Genomic DNA, 19,365 nt, shown 5'->3' on the forward strand with positions numbered 1-19,365 from the left:
TTTACAGTTCTGGCATGGTGACGAAACGCGGCAAAGATTTGATGCGGTCGATCCATGCCGCGACATTCGGATGATCGCCCACGGGAATGCGGCCTTCGTGACCCAGTGCGACGTAGGGGAAACACGCAATATCCGCGATTGTTGGCCGATCTAGCGCCAGCCATTCCTTGCCCTCTAGCTGGGCCTCTAGCAGCGTTAGCACGCGTTTTGCTTTTTCGACGGCCAGCCCGTGGTCCAATTCATATCCGAATTTGTCGTGCAAACGCGCGTCATTCGGACCGCGTGCAATTTCATTTTCGGCCATCATTACCCACTCCATGACCTGAGCCATCGATGCGGCTTCGGTCGGCAGCCACGCTTCGCCGCCGTATTGACGCGCAAGGTAAATCAGAATGGCCTGACTGTCGCGTAGGGTCAGCGCGCCGTCCGTCAAAATCGGGATTTCACAAAATGGGTTCATGTCCGACAATGGCGGCCGTTTATGAGCGCCACCCAAAAAATCAACTGGGATCAGTTCATAGGACTGACCAATCAGCGATAAAAACAGGCGTACTTTGTAACAGTTACCCGATAGTTCTAGGTCGTATAATTGCATCGTTTTCCTCCCAATCGGTGCAAGTGTTGCCGCATCTAAACGTTAAGGCGACAGGACTAAGGTAGTGTTTCGCCTTTGCACGCATTCCGATAGTCGGTTGTAACGGATTGTATGTTTCCGATTTTTGGAAAGGTCGTAGATGGACAAATTGCGCGCCATGCAAGTTTTCAGCACCGTCGCAAGGGCGGGCAGTTTGTCGGCCGCAGCCCGCGAAATGGACACGCCCCTGACAAACATCAGCCGCCAGCTTAGCCAGTTGGAACATCACCTTGGCGTTGCATTGATAACGCGTTCGGCCCGCCGAATGGAATTAACGCCCGAAGGCCGCGAATATCTGACGGCCTGTCGTTTGATCATCGACGACATCGATCAGGCCGAGGCGCGAATTTCGGGGCAAATCAGCGCGCTGAACGGCACAATCACAATCACTGCGCCTGAAACCTATGGCAAAATGCATATCCTACCAATCGTCACCGATTTTTTGGAACAGCATTCCAATATCGATATCCGTTTGCTGTTACAGGATCGTCGGGTTGATATGATCGAAGAAGGCATCGATCTGGCTGTCCGGATCGGAACCCTACGCGATTCAGGTCATTTGGCGACATTTATCGGAACACAGCGAATGGTGACCTGCGCCGCGCCATCATACCTAGCCCGACACCCTGCGCCGCAAAATGCGACAGACCTAAACAATCACGTCTGCATTTGTTTTGCTGCACCGCCCAGTGGGCTGCGTTGGGTCTATGACCATTCCGAACACGGCCGCAAAACGATACGGGTGCGGCCCCGCCTTACTGTCAACTCTGCCGAAGCCGCCGTTCGCGCGGCAATTAACGGATTGGGCATAACGCGCGTCATCGGGTATCAGGCGGCAGACGCCATAGCAAAAGGCCAATTGGTTCCCGTTATTCCCGATGCGGACAATACCGAAATTCCAGTAAACATTTTGCGCTGGCCAAACCGAACCGCCCCACGCCGCGTTACCGCGTTTATAGAATTTGCTGCAGCTAGATTGCGTGCCAACGCAAACGCGACCGTTTACCCGAAAACCAGTCCCTGAAACAGTTTTCGCGCTGTACGTAACGTCCCCGCCCCTATCACAGCACCGTTTTCATCACGTCTAATCACGACATCAGCAGCGCCGGTCGGATGTTCGATGGAAAACACGTCGCCTTTGGGCCAATTGGCCAAATCCGCCGCCGGAGAATTCGGTAAAGTGCAGGCCGTCGCGACAGATACAGCCGCAAAAACGCCGATCGTTGCGTGACAACGATGAGGGATAAAGCTGCGCGTGTTAATGGCACCACCGTTTTGTGCAGGGCTGACCAATGTCATCTTAGGCACTGATTTTCCGGCCACATCGCCCAACCCCATCATGGGGCCAGCCTTAAGCCGGATCGCTTCGATCTGCGATTTCAGTGAAATGTTAGAATCTAATTCTTCGCGACTTTCATATCCGGTCAAACCGAATGCATCGGCACGCATGACAACAATGGGCATTCCATTATCAATCAACGTGCATTGGACGTCATCAATCAGGTCAACGCTGTTCCCTGTGGGCAATAACGCTGGACACATAGACCCAGCCAAACCCGAAAACATCAATGAAACTGGCGCGTGCGATCCTGGAACCCCATCAATGCGCGCCGTACCGTCATAGGTTAAAACCCCGTTCGGTGTTTGGACAATCGCGTCAGACGATTCGCCTGTGTTTTCCATGAAAATACGTACGCGGGTTTCATTGCCGCTGGGATTCACCATGCCCATTTCGATCGCTGCGGGGCCAACGCCCGCCAAAATGTTCCCACATGCCTGCGCCCCCGACACAATCGGTTCATCCACAAACACCTGTAGAAACAGGTAATCGACATCTGCATCATCGCGCATGGACGGAGACAATATCGCAACCTTGGAACACAGAGGATCGGCCCCGCCTATACCATCAATTTGGTTGGGATCGGGGCTGCCCATGATACGCAACAACAGCGCATCACGATCCGCATCGTTCGCTGGCAAATCCGCGGCGTTGAAATAAGCGCCTTTGGACGTGCCCCCACGCATCCAGATGCAAGGGATGCCATTAGACATATTTCAGGCCCATTGCCTCTAGCCGTGGACGCATATCGTAGATATCCAGCCCCAATTCACCTGCGGCCAGTCGCACGCGCTTTGCCTCTTCGGCATCCAAACGTTTTTGCGTCGCTGCAAGCACAGCTTCGGCATCTTGGCGACGAACGACACACACACCGTCGTCATCTGCGCAGATGATATCGCCCGCATTGATGGTTTGGCCTGCGCACACGATTGGAACGTTCACGTCGCCCAAGGTCGCTTTGACTGTGCCTTGGCATGACACCGCTTTGGACCACACAGGGAAACCCATTTGTTCCAGATCGACAGTGTCGCGCACGCCTGCATCAATAATCAGACCCCGACACCCACGTGCCTGCGCCGAAGTTGCAAGCAAATCGCCGAAATAGCCATTATCGCACGGGGACGTAGGCGCCAGCACCAGAACATCACCCGGTTGCAGCTGTTCGATCGCAACATGAACCATCCAGTTATCACCCGGAGGCGCCGAAATAGTGATAGCAGATCCCGCAATTTTCGCACCCTTATAGATCGGGCGCATATAGGATTGCAGACAACCGATGCGCCCTTGGGCTTCGTGTACGGTTGCGACGCCTGCATTGCCTAGGGCATCAATGACAGCCTGATCTGCCCGTTCAATATTTTGAACAACTACGCCCATATCAATGATCCTTTTCAACTGGAGGCGTGCCGTGGGTGTGGAACGATTCAATCGTTTTCAGCCCCCAGGCTTGACCCTTCATTCGGTCGGCTTGCGTCCATTTGATCGGTTTCCAATCAGGCGCCATGATCAAACGCGCACCGGCGTTTGCCAATTCGACGCGATTGCCCGCAGGTTCCCAAACATACAGGAAGAAAGTGCCCTGAACCGCGTGTTTATGGGGGCCCGTTTCAATATGGACATTGTTTTGCAGGAAAATATCAGCGGCGCGCAGGATATCTTCGCGCTGGTCCGTTGCGTATGTCACGTGGTGCAAACGGCCCGTTGCGTCGGTATGATCTTCGGTACAAGCAAGATCGTAGGTTTTGTTGTTCACTGTGAACCAGCAACCACCCATACGACCATTATCCAGTTCGATATATTCGGTCACACGGCTGCCCAGACAGGTTTCCATAAACCGTTTGAATTCGCGCACATCGGTCGACAACAAATTTAGGTGGTCGATACGGCGCGGGGCGGCACCTTTGAACGCCGAAGCGGTATTTTTCAACGCAGCGCGTTCTGCTTCGATTTGTGGTTCGTACCAGTTGGTTTCGTAGAAAATTTCAAAGACGTGACCAAATGGGTCTTCGAACCGAAACGCGCGGCCATGGGACAGATCCCCGTCGACCCAGCCGTGCACTTTATATTCGCTGTCCTGAATGACCTGCACGCGGCGCTCTAACGCTTCGGGCGATGCAGCGCGATACCCGATATGTGCAACACCCGTAGTATCGGATTTAGTCAATTTCAGCGTGCAGTATTCGTAATCATCCCAAGCCCGCAGATAGGCGGACGTTTCATCCTGACCCGACAGGACAAGCCCGTAAACTTCGGTAAAAAACGCAAGGCTTTCATCGAATTTGTTCGTGAGCATCTCGACGTGGCTAAGATGCGCCAGATCAAAGGACGGATTGGTTGGATCGGACATTTCGTTTCCTATCAGTTCAGACCGCAAAGCGATTATAGTTCATCAACAGTGCGCGGGAAAATGCTTTGGAAACCTTCGGCGTATTGGCAATCACGCCCGCCCGATTGCCCACCAGAGTTGCGTTTGAAATGGTTAGCACGCTGCTGTGCAACACGCGTGTAGTATTCCCAAAGGTGAATTTGACCTTCGTTACATTCCATGGCTTTGCGCTTTTTGTCCCATACAGAGGTGATGTCCAGGAAATGGTCCGGCTTCCACCCCATCTGTTCGGTCTGATGCGGTTCAAACAGATACAGCTGCGGCGCACCCAGTACTTTTTGACCTGGGTTATGGCCCCACGCCTGCGCAATCATGCGCGCTTCTAGCGCGATCTGCGTCATGTACATGTGGTCAGTATTATAGGGGTCGTATTGGCTGTGGCTTAGCATAAACGACGGCTGCACGTCGCGGATAAGATCGACAAGCTTGAACTTGTCCTCTCTTTCCAAATGCAAAGGATAGTCGCCCAGATCAAAGCATTCCAAACGCGCAACGCCCAATGCATCGGCTGCTGCCTCTGCTTCGCCGCGCCGGATCGCTTTGACTTCGTCCAGCGATTTGCCTTCTTTCCACAGACGGGCGCTTTCGCCGCGTTCGCCAAACGACAGGCAGGCAACGGTCACATCATACCCTTTTTCAGCATGCAGCGCGATGGCCCCGCCACACCGCCAAACGAAGTCAGCAGCATGTGCAGAAATTACAAGTGCGGTCTTTTTTGTGGTCATTGCATACTCCCTAAGCTGCGCACATCTGTCCCATGCCATAGCGGTACAGGCAATTTGGTTTATTGCCTGTTAAGATAATTTTTGGTTATAAGGCCGAATTACCTTGGCCTTATCGACAACGCATAAACGGATGAAACACTGACATGCCGATTTCACGAAACCTTCGACATTTAAGGGTATTTTTGACGGTTTCTGACGTAAAATCGCTGACTCTTGCGTCTGACATTTGTTCGGTGTCGCAGCCTGCCGTCAGTCAAACATTACATAAGTTAGAAACCGAAGTCGGTGGACAACTGTTCAAACGCACGCGCCAAGGTGCGTTCCCAACAGAACGCGGAGAAGCGTTAACAAAACGGGTCAGACGGGCCTTTGCATTACTGGATCCCGTTCTGAAAACCTTGTCTCCGCGGCTACCTGTCACGGCCACGCACACGCAGCTTCAGGCGATGGTGGCCGTTGCGGATGCCGAAAACTTTACGCTCGCCGCCAAACGTCTGGGCCTGTCTCAGCCTTCGATCCATCGCGCGGTCAGCCAGCTGGAAACAGAATGCAATTCTGCCCTATTCGAACGGGCGCAGCATGGGATTATTCCGACCAAAGCGGCGCTTGCATTGGTTCAAGCCACGCGACTGGCTTTTGCCGAATTCGATCAGGCGGACGCTGATCTGGCCGAATTCGACGGACGTGACGCAGGTAAAATCGTCATTGGCGCCCTACCGTTGTCGCGATCGGCTATATTACCCAAAGTTTTGGCCAAATTCCGCGAATTGCGGCCACGCATTGCCATAGAAATAAACGACGGCCCTTACGAAGACCTACTGACGGGCCTACGGCGCAGCACGGTTGACGTCATTGTTGGCGCATTGCGGACACCAGCGCCAATCGGCGATGTAAACCAGCAGGAACTGTTCCGTGACTATCTGGCGTTTGTATGCGCACCAGACCATCCGTTAGCCGGCCAAAACGTTGAATTGACGGAATTGTCGGACCACTCTTGGGTTGTGCCGCGGCTGGGGTCACCATCACGGGACCAGTTTGATGCCTATTTCAAACGCACGAATTCCCCGCGCCCCGCATCCATCATTGAAAGCGGTTCGGTGCTGTTTATGCGTGAAATGCTTTTGACCGCCGATTTTATCGCCTGTGTTTCAGGCGTCCAAGCACAAGCAGAGATAGAAAAGGGGCTGTTGGCGCGCATCCATGTCGCGGGAAATTGGCCGGGCCGCGCGATCGGCATAACAACACGAAATGATTGGGAACCTACGAAATCTCAGTCTATTTTGCTTGATTTATTACGCTCAGCGGCGCCAATCGAAAATTAACTATAGCTAAAAATTATACCGAAAACCAACAATTGAATTGGTTTTATTGACGGCCCTCTCTCACAAACTGACAGCGAACGGGCACATGCCCAAACTGTCTGATTGGGAGGAAAGACATGCGTAAATTTACTGCTATCGCTGCGACCGCTGCTACCGTTTGGGGCGGCGCTGCAATGGCCGAAGACCTGAAATTCGCCAACTTTATGCCACCGATGCACCCATACGTCGAAGGTGCGTTCCAGCCATTTGCTGATATGGTCAGCGAAGCCACTGGTGGCGACGTCACAGTGACCATTTATTCGGGCGGTGAATTGGGCCCAGGCCCCGTAGAACAATACAGCCGCGTTGTTGACGGCGTGGCCGAATTGGCGATTTCGCTGGCGGGTTATACCGCATCGCAATTCCCAATGACTCTGGTTGCCGAACTGCCTGGCGTCACGAACGAAGAAACAGGCACAGTCGATCTATGGGAAAACATCGATCTGCTGGCAGATGAATATCGCCGCGTGAAGCTGGTGTCGCTGTGGTCCAGCGCAGGCAACGCATTGTACATGCGTGATGTTGCCGTGGATTCGCCAGACGATCTGGCCGGTCTGAAAATTCGCGTTCCATCGCGCAACGCGGGCCTAGTGATCGAAGCATGGGGCGCAACGCCAGTTTCGATGCCTGTCACCGAAATTTATAACGCAATGCAAACTGGTGTGATCGATGGCGCTTACATCGACACCACTGCCACCCGCGCATTCCGTCTGGGCGAAGTCGCAAATTACCTGACCATGGGTATGGACACGACCAATTCGCCATTCTTCATCCTGATGAACCGCGACGCTTATGCAAACCTGAGCAGCGAAGAACAGGCCGCAATCGTTGAAGCCGGCAAAGCCGCGTCAATCCTAGCGAACCAAACCCAGCTGTCAGTAGCTGCAGGCGGCGTTGAAGCATTCGCATCGACCGAAGGCAAAGAGGTGATCGTTCTGACCGAAGAACAAGCCGAAGCCTTTAACGTTCTATCCGCCGAGGTTACCGCCGCAGTCGTCGCCGAAACAGGTGGCAACGCGCAGGCGATCGTCGACGCGCTGGCAAAGTAAAGAACGATGTTCGGATATCAAACCACGGCATGGGCGAAACTATTCGCCCGTACCAACTTTATCCTCGCGGTTTTTGGCGGCATTTGCCTGATCGGGCTTGTCGTCATTATCGCGGTCGGCGTGATTATGCGATACGCGCTGGGTACGCCGATCTTGGGCATCAACGAAATCGTACAGCTGACTGCGCTAGCTGTTGTAATGTCGTCCCTGCCGTATGCGACGCAGCATCGTGTCCATGTCTCTGTCGATGTTTTTGACCCGTTTTTGGGCCGAATTGGCCGAAAAATCGGCGACATCGTTTCGCGACTGATTTCTGGCTATGTGCTGTTCCTGTTGGCCCGCCGCGCATGGCTGAAATCGCTAGATGCGTTTGAATGGGGCGACGCGACAAATATGCTGAACCTGCCGATCTGGCCACTCTATGCCATTTTGTCTGTCGGTGCTGGCTTATGTGTCGCTGTGTTCGCGGCAGACATCGTTTTGATCCTGACGAACAAGGACTCCGAATAATATGACCGATACAACTGTTGGGCTGTTGGGCATTGTCGCCCTGTTTGCCCTGATGATTCTGCGCACACCTGTGGCATTTGCCATGCTGATCGTCGGTTTCTTCGGCTATGGCATTTTAGAAGGCATGCGGTCTGCATCGGCCCTGTTGCTGACAGAAAGCTATTCGGCGGTGTCCAACTATTCGTTGATCGTTGTGCCTATGTTCATTCTGCTGGGCAACGTATCGTCCGTGGCCGGATATTCGCGCGGCCTATATGATGCTGCATTTGCATGGGTCGGACGGTTCAAAGGCGGCCTGGCATCTGCCTCTGTCATCGGTTGCGCGGCTTTTTCGGCAGTTTCGGGTTCATCCGTTGCAACAGCCGTCACATTGGGCAAAGTCGCCCTGCCAGAAATGAAGCGCGTTGGATATGCCGATAGACTGGCAACGGGATCCATCGCTGCGGGCGGCACATTGGGGTTCCTGATCCCGCCGTCGACCGGTTTCGTGCTATATGCGATCCTGACCGAAGAAAGCATTGGTCGCCTATTCATGGCAGGCATTCTACCGGGCATGCTGCTGATGGTGCTGTTCATGGCTGTGGTCTGGATTATCGCCACGCTGGATGAAACAGCAGGCCCATGCGGCGAAAAAGTCCCATTTGGACAAAGGTTCAAATTGTTGATCGCCGCCGCACCGCTGCTATTTGTTATCGTTGCCTCGATCGGCGGCATTTATCTGGGTGTCTTTTCACCTGTCGAAGCATCGGGCATCGGCGCTGGTCTGGTTATCCTGCTGGCTGTTTTGCAACGCAAATTGACCTGGGATAGCTTCAAAGAAGCCGTGATGGGCACGCTGCAAACGTCATCCATGCTGTACATGATCGTGATCGGCGCAAACATCCTGAACCCGTTCTTTTCGGTCACACACATCCCGCAAACTTTGGGCGATGGATTGGGCAATCTGAATTTGGGGCCTTATGGTACATTGGCCGTGATTTTGCTGGCCTATGTCGCGTTGGGTATGTTCATGGATGGCCTGTCGATGCTGGTGATTACCATTCCGATCGTATTTCCCGTGATTACTGGCATGGGTTTTGATCCGATCTGGTTTGGCGTTGTCGCCGTGATCGTTATCGAAATGGGTATGATCACACCGCCAGTTGGATTGAACGTCTTTGTGGTGCGCGGCGTCGCAGATGGCGTGCCACTGACAACAGTGTTCAAAGGTGTCTTGCCATTCCTAGGCGCCATGCTGGTTGCGCTACTGCTGATCATAGCCTTTCCGCAGATCGCGCTATTCATTCCGAACTCTATGTTCGGTTGAACACATCGCTACTAATAATGCGGCGTTTCTAGGTACCCCCTAGGAACGCCAGCCCAATAATCGGGCATTTATCAATACATTGTCACCATTGCCCGTGCTGTGATGATTTTCGGCAAACACCTCTTTTCGTTTTTTCAGGGATAGGCCACAGTGCCCCCAAAAGGGGTGTCAAAATGGCAGATTATGTAAAACGCGCAGGATTGGACGTATCGGCGGATCTGGCGGCGCTGGTTGAAAACGAAATTCTATTGGGCGTATCATCAGACGATTTCTGGGCTGGCTACACCGCAATTTTGCGCGACCTCTTACCCCAGAACAAAGCGTTGATCGAAAAACGCGATCACTTACAGCGGCAGATTGATGATTGGTACCGCCGTCAGAATGGGCGCGATTTCGATGTCGCCGCATCCAAAACATTCCTGACCGACATCGGATATTTACAGCCCGACCCCGCGCCTTTTGAAATTCACGTTGAAAATGTCGACCCTGAAATAGCGACTGTCGCAGGCCCACAGCTGGTCGTGCCTGTCATGAACGCCCGGTTCGCATTGAATGCTGCGAACGCTCGCTGGGGATCGCTGTATGATGCGCTGTACGGCACCGACGCGATTTCCGGCGCGCCGCAAGGATCAGGCTATGACGCAGAACGTGGCGCAAAAGTTGTCAGCTGGGCACGTGCGCATCTGGATGCAGTCACCCCATTGGCGCAGGGATCATGGGCTGATGTGACAAAATTGGACGCTGGCGAAACGCTGACTGTTTACATTGGTGACATGCAAACTGCGCTGGCGGACGACAGCCACTATGCAGGATATCGCGAAAATGGCGATGTGATACTGCAGGTGAATGGTTTGCTCATTCACATCTGTATCGACGCCAACAGCCCAATCGGTTCGACGGATGCCGCGAACATTGCAGATATCCGTTTAGAAAGCGCCCTAACCGCGATCCAAGATTGCGAAGATTCCGTCGCCGCTGTGGATGCTGAAGATAAATGTATTGTCTACGCAAATTGGCTGGGCCTAATGCGTGGCGACCTGTCTGAATCCTTTGAAAAAGGGGGCAAAACGGTCACCCGCCAATTGAATGACGATGTGACCTATATCGGGCGCGACGGTGCGCAGGTGACGCATCCGGGTCGTGCGCTGATGTTGGTGCGCAATGTGGGGCACCTGATGACAAATAGCGCCGTTCTAATGGACGGCGAAGAAACCCCCGAAGGCATCATGGACGCCGTCATCACAGTGGCTGCGGCAATGCATGATCTGCAAAAAACAGATGGCATTCGCAATTCGCGTACGGGGTCGGTCTATGTCGTCAAACCCAAAATGCACGGCCCCGAAGAAGTCGAATTTTCCAACACCCTATATGGTCGCGTCGAAGATTTGCTGGGCCTGCCGCGCAACACCGTAAAATTAGGCATCATGGACGAAGAGCGACGCACGTCGGTGAACCTTGCTGCCTGTATCGCCGAGGTGCAATCGCGCTGCGTTTTCATCAACACCGGTTTCCTTGATCGCACAGGCGATGAAATCCACACGATGATGTACGCCGGTCCCGTCATTCCGCGCGGACAAATGGCCAGTACCGGCTGGCTTGGTGCTTATGAAAATGGAAACGTCGATACTGGGTTAGCCGCTGGATTGACCGGACAGGCCCAGATCGGCAAAGGCATGTGGGCCAAACCTGATGATATGGCCGAAATGCTGAGGGTGAAAATCGGCCACCCCAAATCTGGCGCAACGACCGCTTGGGTACCATCACCAACGGCTGCCACACTGCACGCCACGCATTATCACCACGTGAATGTCGCTGATGTTCAAAAATCCCTGATGAACCGCGAAAAAGCATCCAAAGACGCGCTGCTAACGCCGCCTATTATGATGTCGCATGATCTAACACCTGATCAGATTACACGCGAATTGGACAATGCCTGCCAATCTATTTTGGGCTACGTTGTGCGGTGGGTCGATCAGGGTGTCGGATGTTCCAAAGTTCCCGATATCGACGATGTTCCCCTAATGGAGGACCGCGCGACACTGCGGATTTCGTCACAGTATCTGGCGAATTGGATCGAACACGGCATCTGCACGAAAGATGATGTCGAACAGGCGTTCAAACGAATGGCACCCAAGGTCGATGCCCAAAATGCGAACGATCCAAACTATATCCCTATGGCCCCGTCGTTCACGGGCGAAGCATTCAATGCAGCGCGAGCTCTTGTTTTCGAAGGCATTTCTCAGCCGTCAGGCTATACCGAACCATTGCTTTATGCCGCACGCTTGCGGGTAAAAGCTGCGCGATCATAAATCAAAAACGGCAGGGAATTCCCTGCCGTTTTCACATCAGCCCAAATGACGCATTCGTTTGAACAAGGCCGATGTATCCCACCGACCGCCACCCATTTTCTGAACATCTTTGTAAAATTGATCGACCAGCGCAGTGACCGGCAGGCTTGCGCCGTTTTCATCCGCAGTAGACAGGCAAATCCCCAAATCTTTGCGCATCCAATCCACCGCAAACCCGTGTTCGAAATGATCGTCCAACATCGTTTTATAGCGGTTGGACATTTGCCAACTGCCTGCCGCGCCTTGGCTGATGACTTCGACGACGGCCTCTCCGTCCAGTCCAGATTTTTCGGCGAAATGCAGGGCTTCGGACAATCCTTGAACCAATCCTGCAATCGCGATTTGATTGCACATTTTGGTCAATTGACCCGATCCGCTATCGCCGATGCGGCGACAAATTCGGGCATAGGCCGCAATGATGGGCTCTGCCGCGTTGAAATGATCCTGAGCGCCACCACACATGACCGATAGAACGCCATTTTCGGCGCCGGCCTGACCACCGGAAACTGGCGCGTCGACAAATCCGATATCGTTTTGTTTCGCCGCCGCAAATAGGTCACGTGTAACCGCAGCGGACACTGTCGTGTGGTCTACGAAAACAGAACCCGCGTCCATGCCCGCAAATGCGCCATCATCGCCCAAACAAACGCTGCGTAGGTCATCATCATTCCCCACGCAGGCCATGACAAACTCTGCACCCATAGCTGCCTCGCGCGGGGTCAGCGCATGGGCGCCGCCATGTTCTGCGACCCATTTTTCAGCCTTGGATGACGTGCGGTTGTAAACAGTCACCTCGTGGCCTTTGGATTGAAGGTGCCCCGCCATCGGATACCCCATCACCCCAAGGCCAATAAACGCCACTTTCGCCATTCTGAGTCTCCGTCACTGTGTTATTTGGCAACGGGCCGTGTGGTAGACTGCCAAACTGAACCCGGTCCCGCGCATGTTGGACCAGCGCTTTGCGTTGTTCAACCTTTGTTGGGATTTACGTTCACAGGTCATTCATCGGCGCTGATTGCCCCATTGTTGATGCGCTCTCATGGCTCTACTGTTTGCACATCAACTGCATGGATAGTCGATTATGATCACAGTCAATATCATTGGTGCTGGCAAAGTGGGCGCAACCTTTATCCAATTGATCAGCGCCCATTCAAAATTTGCGTTAGGAGACGTCTACAGCCGTCGACCAGATGCCGTAGTAGATCTATTAAAAGGTCGTTCCACTGGCCGCGCCGCGACGACAATCACGGACATGCAGCCTGCCGATTTGTGGTTGATCACGGTGCCCGACGACCAAATCAGCGCCGTTGCCGATACGCTATCGAACGTAGGCCACCCTCCATCGGTCGCGCTGCATTGTAGTGGGTTTTTATCATCCCAGGCTATGGCATCGCTTGCGTCACACGATTGGCATGTGGGCAGCTGCCATCCTGTGCGCAGTTTTGCAGACCCCGCGACCGCAGCCGCAGATTTTGCAGGCACCTACTGCGGGATCGAAGGCGATGTTGCAGCCACGCAGTTGGCACATTCATTTATCAGCGATTTAGGCGGTAATCCGTTCCCTGTCACAACGGATAGCAAAGCGATCTATCACGCCGCAGCGGTGTTTTCGAACAACTTTACCGTGGTCTTGCAAGCGATCGCGCAAGAAGCATGGGCAGAGGCTGGCGTGCCGGCAGAAATAGCGAAATCTTTGGGTGATGGTTTGTTGAATAACGCGGCTGTCAATGTCGCCAAAACAAATCCCCAAATGGCGCTGACCGGACCCGCGGCACGCGGCGATACGAATGTTTTGCAGCAACAACAGGCGGCCTTGTCCAACTGGAACGGTGACATCGCCAATTTATACGCCGAGATGAGCAAAATGGCGGGTCGGCTGAAAACAAACGGGCAAATCACATAAGCCCCACGTCCACCAAACACGAACGGCACCATGCATTCGTGGTGCCGTTTAGTCAATCATCCCAACCTTTAGCTTAGGCTTTGGCGACGACCGAGGCTCCGCGCATTTGCATCAAACGGCGTGTCATCATCGCCCCAGCGATAATCGAACCCAAAGCAAACAGCGCAGACAGGCTCAGCGTCGAGCCGCCCGTTAGGCCCGCGCCAATCGTGCAACCGCCCGCCAAAACACCGCCGGCGCCCATCATCGCACCACCGGAAACATAGCGCAGCGTTTCTGCGCCGTCCGAAAAGCTGACAAGACGCAATTCCGAACGAACAGCCGCGCTAAAGAACGCACCGACCAGTACCCCGCCGATCAGGCCGACCCCGAACCCTGCGGGGATTGCCGTCGATGCGATCACCCAAAACAAGCTATCCGCCCAAGGTTGGGTAAACGATATCGACTGCACAGGCGTGGGATCAAATTCATCCATCAACAAAGTCGACGTGCCGACCCATCCCGCGACGATGACCAGCCCGATCACAGCCCCGAACGCCAATTGAACGACCGACGCCTTGGATTTTCGGGCGATCATAATCGCCACCACCAGCAGAACGGTTGGAAAGACAAAGGTTAGTGCAGGCAATTCGGCCAAGCTACCAAACGGCAGCGTTGTTGTGACCGATGACAGCCCCAGACGTACGGGTGCCAAAACGCCCTTCATCATGGCATGGGCAACCACGGCCACGACGACCAACACGGTTGCGGCGCGCAAATTACCCGTGGCTGACAAAACCGTTAAACGCGTGATGCACCCACGGGTCAAAACCATTCCCGCGCCAAAAATCAAACCACCGAAAATAATGGCCGAAACCGCTATGTCAGATGCCAAAAACCGATGATCGCCCAATTCGATCCAATCCGTCGCGATACCGATCTGACTGCCACCGATTGCAACCGCAAAGGCCAACAGCCAAACAGAAAGAGCAGACAAATCTGCACCATCTTCGCCCGCAACGGCGCGCCGTAGGCAAAACCGCGATACCTGCGCTGCGATTCCAAATAGCAGGCCCAGCAACAGTCCAAACAGAACCTGAATGTTCAGATCAGAATTGACGTATTCCAGCAGCATCATCGCACCTTTTGATGTTATTTCGGCGTGATGTGCGTTCCAAAACGGACAGAGTCAAAGCCCCCGTCCAGAACATTTAGCCTACACTAGACGGCTATCAGGAATAATTTTCCGCAATCGACAGGAAGCAAAGACAGCGTCTACACAACGTTTCCAATCCCGAAAAACTCACCCTTTGTTGCCAATTTTTGCGAAAATTCACGCAAAAAATTGGTAGAAAACATGTGTACGGAAATATTGCTGTCAGCGCGGATACTTAGCGGTCACCCTTAAAAATTGACCATTTTTACGCGGGCGATCGATATGTCAATTTATCAGGCTCTCCATCGGAAAATTGCATCGCAAGTTCCTGCAACTTTCCGTGGTCTGGCGATTTGATACACACAGGATCAGCGGCTGCGGGATCGCCCGAAATCGCCAACGCCTGACATCGGCATCCCCCCAAATCCTTGAGCTTGTGTTCACAGGACCGACACGGTTCTTTCATCCATTCGGTGCCGCGATAGGCATTAAAGGCAGGGCTGTCATACCAAACCTCAGACAGCGAATGATCTGCCACAGACCAGAATTCTAAATGTTTTATGGTCTGTGCCGCATGACAAGGCAAAACCGTGCCTTCAGGTGTGACATTCAACCCGACCGATCCCCAACCGTTCATACAGCGTTTCGGATAATCTCCGTGATAGTCGGCAGGCACAAAATCGATCACCAAAGTGCCCTTCAAACGGTCGCGCGCCTCGGTGACGATCATCTCGGCCTCGCGGGCCTGTTCGCGGGTCGGCATCAAGGCATTTCGGTTCAACATCGCCCAACCATAGAATTGCACAATCGCAACCTCGATCCGGCGCGCGCCCATGTCTACAGCCATCTCGATCGCGAGGGGCAATTGATGCAGGTTCTGCCGATGCAACACGCAATTCAACGTCAGCGGAAACCCGATGTCCTTGATCCATCCAGCAACCTGCATCTTGCGGTCGAACCCACCACGATAGCCGCCAATACGGTCAGCCGTTTCCGCATCCATCCCCTGCAACGACAACTGAACATGATCCAGACCAGCGGCATCCAATTCATCCAATCGCGCGCGCGTTAACCCGATCCCGGATGTAATCAGATTTGTATATAGGCCCGCATCGCGCGCGCCTTTGACCAATTCCACCAGATCGCGCCGCGTCGCAGGTTCACCGCCCGACAAATGCAGTTGCAAAACGCCCAAATCTGCCGCCTCGCGGAACACGCGCAACCACTGTTCGGTGCTTAACTCGCGTGACCGTTGCTCCAATTCCAAAGGGTTTGAACAGTATGGACAGGACAGCGGGCACCGATGCGTCAGTTCCGCCAACATTGCCATAGGCGGCGGCGGTTGGGTCATATCACCTCCAGAATGCGGCGGGCCGCTAGCGTGTTGATGAACCCTGCAACATCCGGTCGGATGTGTTCAACAGGCGCATCGTATTTCGACGCCAAACACGAAACGATTTCGCCAAAATCAGACCGATTATCGATCTCAGAGATAATGGCCTGTCCAATCTTATCCAGCGCGATGGTTTTTTCGGGCGCCAATAGAACCCAACGGTTCCGCGCGCGATCATTGTGCAACCGTACACCGCGCGGAACGATCGGGATCGCGCCATCGGCAATCATGCGGCCACCGCAATAATATGCGTGCCTGGCTGCCAGCCTCCGGGCGGGATACGACCAGGCGCAACATAGGCCGAATGCAGTGCATCAAGCTGGGCCCACAAAACATCGGTTTTAAATTCTAATGCCGCTGCGGCTGCGTCCTGTTTTTCTTGCGTATCGGCATGATCCAATACCCACCCCAAACCAAAGGCCACGTCTTTGGGCGCCTCATTCAACCGCCGTTTAAAATAGGACAGCGATCTATCATCTGCGAAATCATAATTCGCCAACAAACCTTCAATCCGGTTCGCGTGAATTTTCGGCGCGAACAATTCAGTCAAAGACGACGCGACAGCCTCTAGCAAAGTTTTGTCGCGCACAAACCGCACATAGGCATCACAGGCAAATTTTGTTGCAGGTAGAACGCCTTGGCGCGATGCAACATAGTGCCGATCCAGCCCGACGGCATCGGCCAACCGCAACCAACGTTCAATCCCGCCTTCGTTTTCGCCATGACCGTCATGGTCTTCGATCCGCGAACGCCACGCACGGCGCAAGGCTGGATCTTCGACACGCGACATGAATGCCGCGTCTTTCATCGGGATCGTATGTTGATAGTAATATCGATTAATGACCCAAGCCCGCACTTGATCGGGCGTACAGCCGCCCGAATGCAGCAAATCGTGAAACGGATGTTTGTCGTGGTACCGATCTGCCCCGATTTGGCGCAATCGGGCTTCGAACTCTGCGCGGCTTTGCGTCATATCGTTATCTCCATCCCATCGCGGCCAATGATCCATCCGCCCTGCTCTGCCTGTTGGGTCTGATCTGACCGCGGGTCCAGCACAGGGTTACTGTTGTTCATATGGACATAAATCTTTTGTTTGATGTTCAGATCCCGCATCGCGGCCATGCTGCCATTAGCGCCCGAAATCGACATATGTCCCATGCGCTGGCCTGTCTTTTGACTTAGCCCTGCGCGTACCATTTCATCGTCCGACCAAAGCGTGCCATCAAACATAACCAGATCAGCACCGCGCAAACGGTCTGCCAGATCGGCGGGCACATGGGCACAGCCCGGAATGTAATAGGCTCTTTTGTCGCCCGCGACTAATTCGACGCCGACCGTCTGTTCACCGACCAAATCCGTTTTGACAACTTCGCCCTCTAGGTACAGCGGCACTTTGCCAGGTACGGCAAATAAGGTTGCAACTAGGTCGGGCACCAATTCAAACGGCTGGCCTAGGGCAATCCGGTTTCGCGCCACGCAATCGCCGCGCAGTGCGTCAAAAATGGGATTTGCCGCCAAAACATCGTGAATTTCAGATGTCGCGAACAACGCAAACGGCTGACTTTCACGCAACACTAGCAATCCCGCAACGTGATCAATATCACCGTTCGTCACCAGCACCGATTTCAACGGCAACTGTCGCAAACCGGTGGGATGCAGCGCCGGACATTTCGCCATTTGGTCGCGAATGTCTGGGGATGCGTTCAGAATTGCCCAACCGCGCCCATTGCCGCTCACCGCGACTGAACTTTGCGATTGTGGCGGGATGTGCCCCGCTCGGGCTGCGTTGCAATTGGCGCATCCGCAATTCCACTGAGGGAGACCGCCACCAGCGGCCGCCCCCAATATGCGCGCGTTGATTGTCATGTGTGTATCTTTGCGCGGGGTGGGTTCTTAGAACAGAACGCCACCTTCATCGCCCGAATCTGGGCCGTACATGTTGATTTCCATGCCGCAGTCGATTTCACGCAATACAGGTTTTGCCCAAGCCATGATGTTTCCTCCCTCTTGGCTGTCATGATTGGTCGATTGGTGCAAATAACAGGGGCCACGGGCAATTATACGATAGTCGCATTTTCGGCATCTGAACCGAATCTCAGCATGTGATTTGCGAAGCGAACACAATGAATATCCACGCAAATTCAGCTGATTACCCGCAAGGTGGCGGATCAATAGCCGCGCGCGAAAATAGGGGGCATCCCCCATATTGGGGAAGCCGTCCAACGCAGTTTCCACAAATTTGCGAATTTTTGACCAACCATACAACTTCTATAGTTGCGTCAGTCAGCAAACCCTTACTTGAGCCGAATCCGCGCTGCCTCCAGCGTTTTGCGCAATTTAAGACCATTCATTTTATCATGCCGATTTCGGCCAACACATTGCCCAAGGAGGAACAGGCAGTGACTGGCGAAGTACGTTTATTAGGCCCGATTACAGCCAAATCCCAAAACGGCAGCCCCATCGCGTTTGCCAGCAAACGCGAAAAGGAACTGCTTGCGACTTTGGCCGTGAAACAAGGCAAACCCGTAAGCCGCGATTTCATTTTGGATCGTATTTGGGGGCGCGACGACCTGACCGCCAAAAAGGCGCTGAACACATCTCTGTGGCGATTACGATCTGCCATTAAGGACGCAGGTTGCGCCCCCGATCATTGGGTGGCCTCCGACAGCGACGCACTATGCCTGCTGTACGATGACGGGCCATGGGTCGATGTCGACACTTTCCTAAGGCATAGCAAAACGCCGAATTGTCTATCCAGCGTTATGGAAACCGTAAACCTATACCGCGGGGACTTTGCCAATGATCTGACCTCTGACTGGATCGAAGACGAACGGCGAAATCTATGTGACGCCTATACACAGCTGCTGTCACTTACCGTTGAGATGCTGCACGACACTGACGACCTGAAAACTCTGCAGGACTATGCCAGCCGTCTGATCAGCCATGACCCATTCGAAGAACAAGGCTGGCGCGCTTTGATCCACGTTCATCTGGAACGCGGAAATCGGGGTCAGGCGCTGCGCCTGTATCAAGACCTTGAAAAAAGGTTGCAGGACGAATTGGGCGTTTCGCCGTCGGTTCAGACGCGGGCTTTGTATCATTTTTGCTGTGACGAAGGCCTGGAAACCACGAATGTCGCCCGTCAGATGCAAGACCTAAGCGACGAGGTCAAAGACCTAAGAACGGCGCTGCGGGCGGCACTATCTGACCTGCGGGCCGTATGCGATTCTTTGGCAAACCTATGATTTTATTGGGTTGTGTCTGATTTGTGATCCT

Annotated in this window: 20 protein-coding genes; 8 read left to right on the plus strand and 12 right to left on the minus strand. The window is 53.8% G+C overall.

The window, feature by feature from the left end; all coding sequences use genetic code 11:
• Position 1 precedes the first annotated feature (1 nt).
• Entirely contained in the window at positions 2–595 is a 594-nt protein-coding gene (locus tag ACXAGA_RS14275) for a glutathione S-transferase family protein (protein ID WP_475118147.1), read from the minus strand.
• A 139-nt stretch (positions 596–734) separates the two neighbouring features.
• On the opposite strand from ACXAGA_RS14275, the gene ACXAGA_RS14280 reads away from it, so the two are divergent.
• A complete protein-coding gene (locus tag ACXAGA_RS14280; protein ID WP_475118148.1) occupies positions 735–1,658 on the plus strand; it encodes a LysR family transcriptional regulator in 924 nt (307 codons plus the stop codon).
• On the opposite strand, the gene ACXAGA_RS14285 is transcribed toward ACXAGA_RS14280, so the two are convergent.
• From ACXAGA_RS14285 to ACXAGA_RS14300, 4 genes are read right to left on the minus strand one after another with little or no spacing between them, the layout of a single operon-like run.
• A complete protein-coding gene (locus ACXAGA_RS14285) occupies positions 1,637–2,686 on the minus strand; it encodes a 4-oxalomesaconate tautomerase (protein ID WP_475118149.1) in 1,050 nt (349 codons plus the stop codon). The two genes, ACXAGA_RS14280 and ACXAGA_RS14285, sit on opposite strands and share 22 nt — an antisense overlap.
• On the minus strand, positions 2,679–3,350 hold the full coding sequence (locus ACXAGA_RS14290; protein ID WP_475118150.1) for a 4-carboxy-4-hydroxy-2-oxoadipate aldolase/oxaloacetate decarboxylase: 672 nt from the start codon (positions 3,348–3,350) through the stop codon (positions 2,679–2,681). The genes ACXAGA_RS14285 and ACXAGA_RS14290 overlap by 8 nt, the downstream gene beginning before the upstream one ends.
• A 1-nt stretch (position 3,351) precedes the next feature.
• A complete protein-coding gene (locus tag ACXAGA_RS14295) occupies positions 3,352–4,320 on the minus strand; it encodes a VOC family protein (RefSeq protein WP_475118151.1) in 969 nt (322 codons plus the stop codon).
• 32 nt (positions 4,321–4,352) lie between these two features.
• Positions 4,353–5,084, minus strand: coding sequence for a PIG-L deacetylase family protein (locus tag ACXAGA_RS14300; protein WP_475118152.1), 732 nt, complete (start codon positions 5,082–5,084; stop codon positions 4,353–4,355).
• Between the two features lie 143 nt (positions 5,085–5,227).
• Between ACXAGA_RS14300 and ACXAGA_RS14305 the strand changes: the two genes are divergently transcribed.
• From ACXAGA_RS14305 to ACXAGA_RS14325, 5 genes are all read left to right on the plus strand, one after another.
• A complete protein-coding gene (locus ACXAGA_RS14305; protein ID WP_475118153.1) occupies positions 5,228–6,406 on the plus strand; it encodes a LysR family transcriptional regulator in 1,179 nt (392 codons plus the stop codon).
• Between the two features lie 116 nt (positions 6,407–6,522).
• Positions 6,523–7,494 carry a TRAP transporter substrate-binding protein gene (locus ACXAGA_RS14310; RefSeq protein WP_475118154.1) on the plus strand — a complete coding sequence of 324 codons (972 nt, stop codon included), beginning with the start codon at positions 6,523–6,525 and terminating at the stop codon, positions 7,492–7,494.
• 6 nt (positions 7,495–7,500) lie between these two features.
• A complete protein-coding gene (locus ACXAGA_RS14315; RefSeq protein WP_475118155.1) occupies positions 7,501–8,004 on the plus strand; it encodes a TRAP transporter small permease in 504 nt (167 codons plus the stop codon).
• A gap of 1 nt (position 8,005) precedes the next feature.
• On the plus strand, positions 8,006–9,310 hold the full coding sequence (locus ACXAGA_RS14320; RefSeq protein WP_475118156.1) for a TRAP transporter large permease: 1,305 nt from the start codon (positions 8,006–8,008) through the stop codon (positions 9,308–9,310).
• 173 nt (positions 9,311–9,483) lie between these two features.
• Positions 9,484–11,619, plus strand: coding sequence for a malate synthase G (locus ACXAGA_RS14325; RefSeq protein ID WP_475118157.1), 2,136 nt, complete (start codon positions 9,484–9,486; stop codon positions 11,617–11,619).
• 36 nt (positions 11,620–11,655) lie between these two features.
• Here the strand turns inward: ACXAGA_RS14325 and ACXAGA_RS14330 are convergent, their stop codons facing one another.
• The gene (locus tag ACXAGA_RS14330) at positions 11,656–12,528 is read right to left on the minus strand and encodes an NAD(P)-dependent oxidoreductase (protein ID WP_475118158.1); all 873 of its coding nucleotides are present in this window, start codon (positions 12,526–12,528) and stop codon (positions 11,656–11,658) included.
• A gap of 211 nt (positions 12,529–12,739) precedes the next feature.
• Between ACXAGA_RS14330 and ACXAGA_RS14335 the strand changes: the two genes are divergently transcribed.
• A complete protein-coding gene (locus ACXAGA_RS14335; protein WP_475118159.1) occupies positions 12,740–13,561 on the plus strand; it encodes a Rossmann-like and DUF2520 domain-containing protein in 822 nt (273 codons plus the stop codon).
• A 73-nt stretch (positions 13,562–13,634) separates the two neighbouring features.
• On the opposite strand, the gene ACXAGA_RS14340 is transcribed toward ACXAGA_RS14335, so the two are convergent.
• The 6 genes from ACXAGA_RS14340 to pqqA all read right to left on the minus strand — a co-directional run bounded on the left by ACXAGA_RS14340 (position 13,635) and on the right by pqqA (position 18,081).
• On the minus strand, positions 13,635–14,678 hold the full coding sequence (locus ACXAGA_RS14340; RefSeq protein ID WP_475118160.1) for a YeeE/YedE family protein: 1,044 nt from the start codon (positions 14,676–14,678) through the stop codon (positions 13,635–13,637).
• Positions 14,679–14,961: 283 nt separating this feature from the next.
• A complete protein-coding gene (gene pqqE / locus ACXAGA_RS14345) occupies positions 14,962–16,047 on the minus strand; it encodes a pyrroloquinoline quinone biosynthesis protein PqqE (RefSeq protein WP_475118161.1) in 1,086 nt (361 codons plus the stop codon).
• Complete coding sequence (pqqD, locus tag ACXAGA_RS14350; protein ID WP_475118162.1) at positions 16,044–16,319, minus strand: pyrroloquinoline quinone biosynthesis peptide chaperone PqqD; 276 nt, start codon at positions 16,317–16,319, stop codon at positions 16,044–16,046. Before pqqD ends, pqqE begins: the two co-directional genes overlap by 4 nt.
• Positions 16,316–17,062: a pyrroloquinoline-quinone synthase PqqC gene (pqqC, locus tag ACXAGA_RS14355; RefSeq protein ID WP_475118163.1), complete on the minus strand. Its 747-nt coding sequence runs from the start codon at positions 17,060–17,062 to the stop codon at positions 16,316–16,318. Before pqqC ends, pqqD begins: the two co-directional genes overlap by 4 nt.
• Positions 17,059–17,955, minus strand: coding sequence for a pyrroloquinoline quinone biosynthesis protein PqqB (gene pqqB, locus ACXAGA_RS14360; protein ID WP_475118164.1), 897 nt, complete (start codon positions 17,953–17,955; stop codon positions 17,059–17,061). Before pqqB ends, pqqC begins: the two co-directional genes overlap by 4 nt.
• Positions 17,956–17,982: 27 nt before the next feature.
• Positions 17,983–18,081, minus strand: coding sequence for a pyrroloquinoline quinone precursor peptide PqqA (gene pqqA, locus ACXAGA_RS14365; RefSeq protein WP_066013526.1), 99 nt, complete (start codon positions 18,079–18,081; stop codon positions 17,983–17,985).
• 407 nt (positions 18,082–18,488) lie between these two features.
• On the opposite strand from pqqA, the gene ACXAGA_RS14370 reads away from it, so the two are divergent.
• Positions 18,489–19,334 (plus strand): AfsR/SARP family transcriptional regulator, encoded by an 846-nt coding sequence (locus ACXAGA_RS14370; RefSeq protein ID WP_475118165.1) that lies wholly within the window; start codon positions 18,489–18,491, stop codon positions 19,332–19,334.
• The last annotated feature ends 31 nt before the right edge of the window (positions 19,335–19,365 follow it).

This window comes from Marivivens sp. ABH4_498 (assembly GCF_056160585.1).

Coding starts and splice junctions, on each gene's coding strand:
- ACXAGA_RS14300 (WP_475118152.1), bottom strand. CDS start 5,084: ATGACCACAAAAAAGACCGCACTTGTAATTTCTGCACATGCTGCTGAC.
- ACXAGA_RS14275 (WP_475118147.1), bottom strand. CDS start 595: ATGCAATTATACGACCTAGAACTATCGGGTAACTGTTACAAAGTACGC.
- ACXAGA_RS14340 (WP_475118160.1), bottom strand. CDS start 14,678: ATGATGCTGCTGGAATACGTCAATTCTGATCTGAACATTCAGGTTCTG.
- ACXAGA_RS14285 (WP_475118149.1), bottom strand. CDS start 2,686: ATGTCTAATGGCATCCCTTGCATCTGGATGCGTGGGGGCACGTCCAAA.
- ACXAGA_RS14315 (WP_475118155.1), top strand. CDS start 7,501: ATGTTCGGATATCAAACCACGGCATGGGCGAAACTATTCGCCCGTACC.
- ACXAGA_RS14290 (WP_475118150.1), bottom strand. CDS start 3,350: ATGGGCGTAGTTGTTCAAAATATTGAACGGGCAGATCAGGCTGTCATT.
- pqqA (WP_066013526.1), bottom strand. CDS start 18,081: ATGGCTTGGGCAAAACCTGTATTGCGTGAAATCGACTGCGGCATGGAA.
- ACXAGA_RS14295 (WP_475118151.1), bottom strand. CDS start 4,320: ATGTCCGATCCAACCAATCCGTCCTTTGATCTGGCGCATCTTAGCCAC.
- ACXAGA_RS14280 (WP_475118148.1), top strand. CDS start 735: ATGGACAAATTGCGCGCCATGCAAGTTTTCAGCACCGTCGCAAGGGCG.
- ACXAGA_RS14305 (WP_475118153.1), top strand. CDS start 5,228: ATGCCGATTTCACGAAACCTTCGACATTTAAGGGTATTTTTGACGGTT.
- ACXAGA_RS14310 (WP_475118154.1), top strand. CDS start 6,523: ATGCGTAAATTTACTGCTATCGCTGCGACCGCTGCTACCGTTTGGGGC.
- ACXAGA_RS14330 (WP_475118158.1), bottom strand. CDS start 12,528: ATGGCGAAAGTGGCGTTTATTGGCCTTGGGGTGATGGGGTATCCGATG.
- ACXAGA_RS14320 (WP_475118156.1), top strand. CDS start 8,006: ATGACCGATACAACTGTTGGGCTGTTGGGCATTGTCGCCCTGTTTGCC.
- pqqE (WP_475118161.1), bottom strand. CDS start 16,047: ATGACCCAACCGCCGCCGCCTATGGCAATGTTGGCGGAACTGACGCAT.
- pqqC (WP_475118163.1), bottom strand. CDS start 17,062: ATGACGCAAAGCCGCGCAGAGTTCGAAGCCCGATTGCGCCAAATCGGG.
- ACXAGA_RS14335 (WP_475118159.1), top strand. CDS start 12,740: ATGATCACAGTCAATATCATTGGTGCTGGCAAAGTGGGCGCAACCTTT.
- pqqD (WP_475118162.1), bottom strand. CDS start 16,319: ATGATTGCCGATGGCGCGATCCCGATCGTTCCGCGCGGTGTACGGTTG.
- pqqB (WP_475118164.1), bottom strand. CDS start 17,955: ATGACAATCAACGCGCGCATATTGGGGGCGGCCGCTGGTGGCGGTCTC.
- ACXAGA_RS14325 (WP_475118157.1), top strand. CDS start 9,484: ATGGCAGATTATGTAAAACGCGCAGGATTGGACGTATCGGCGGATCTG.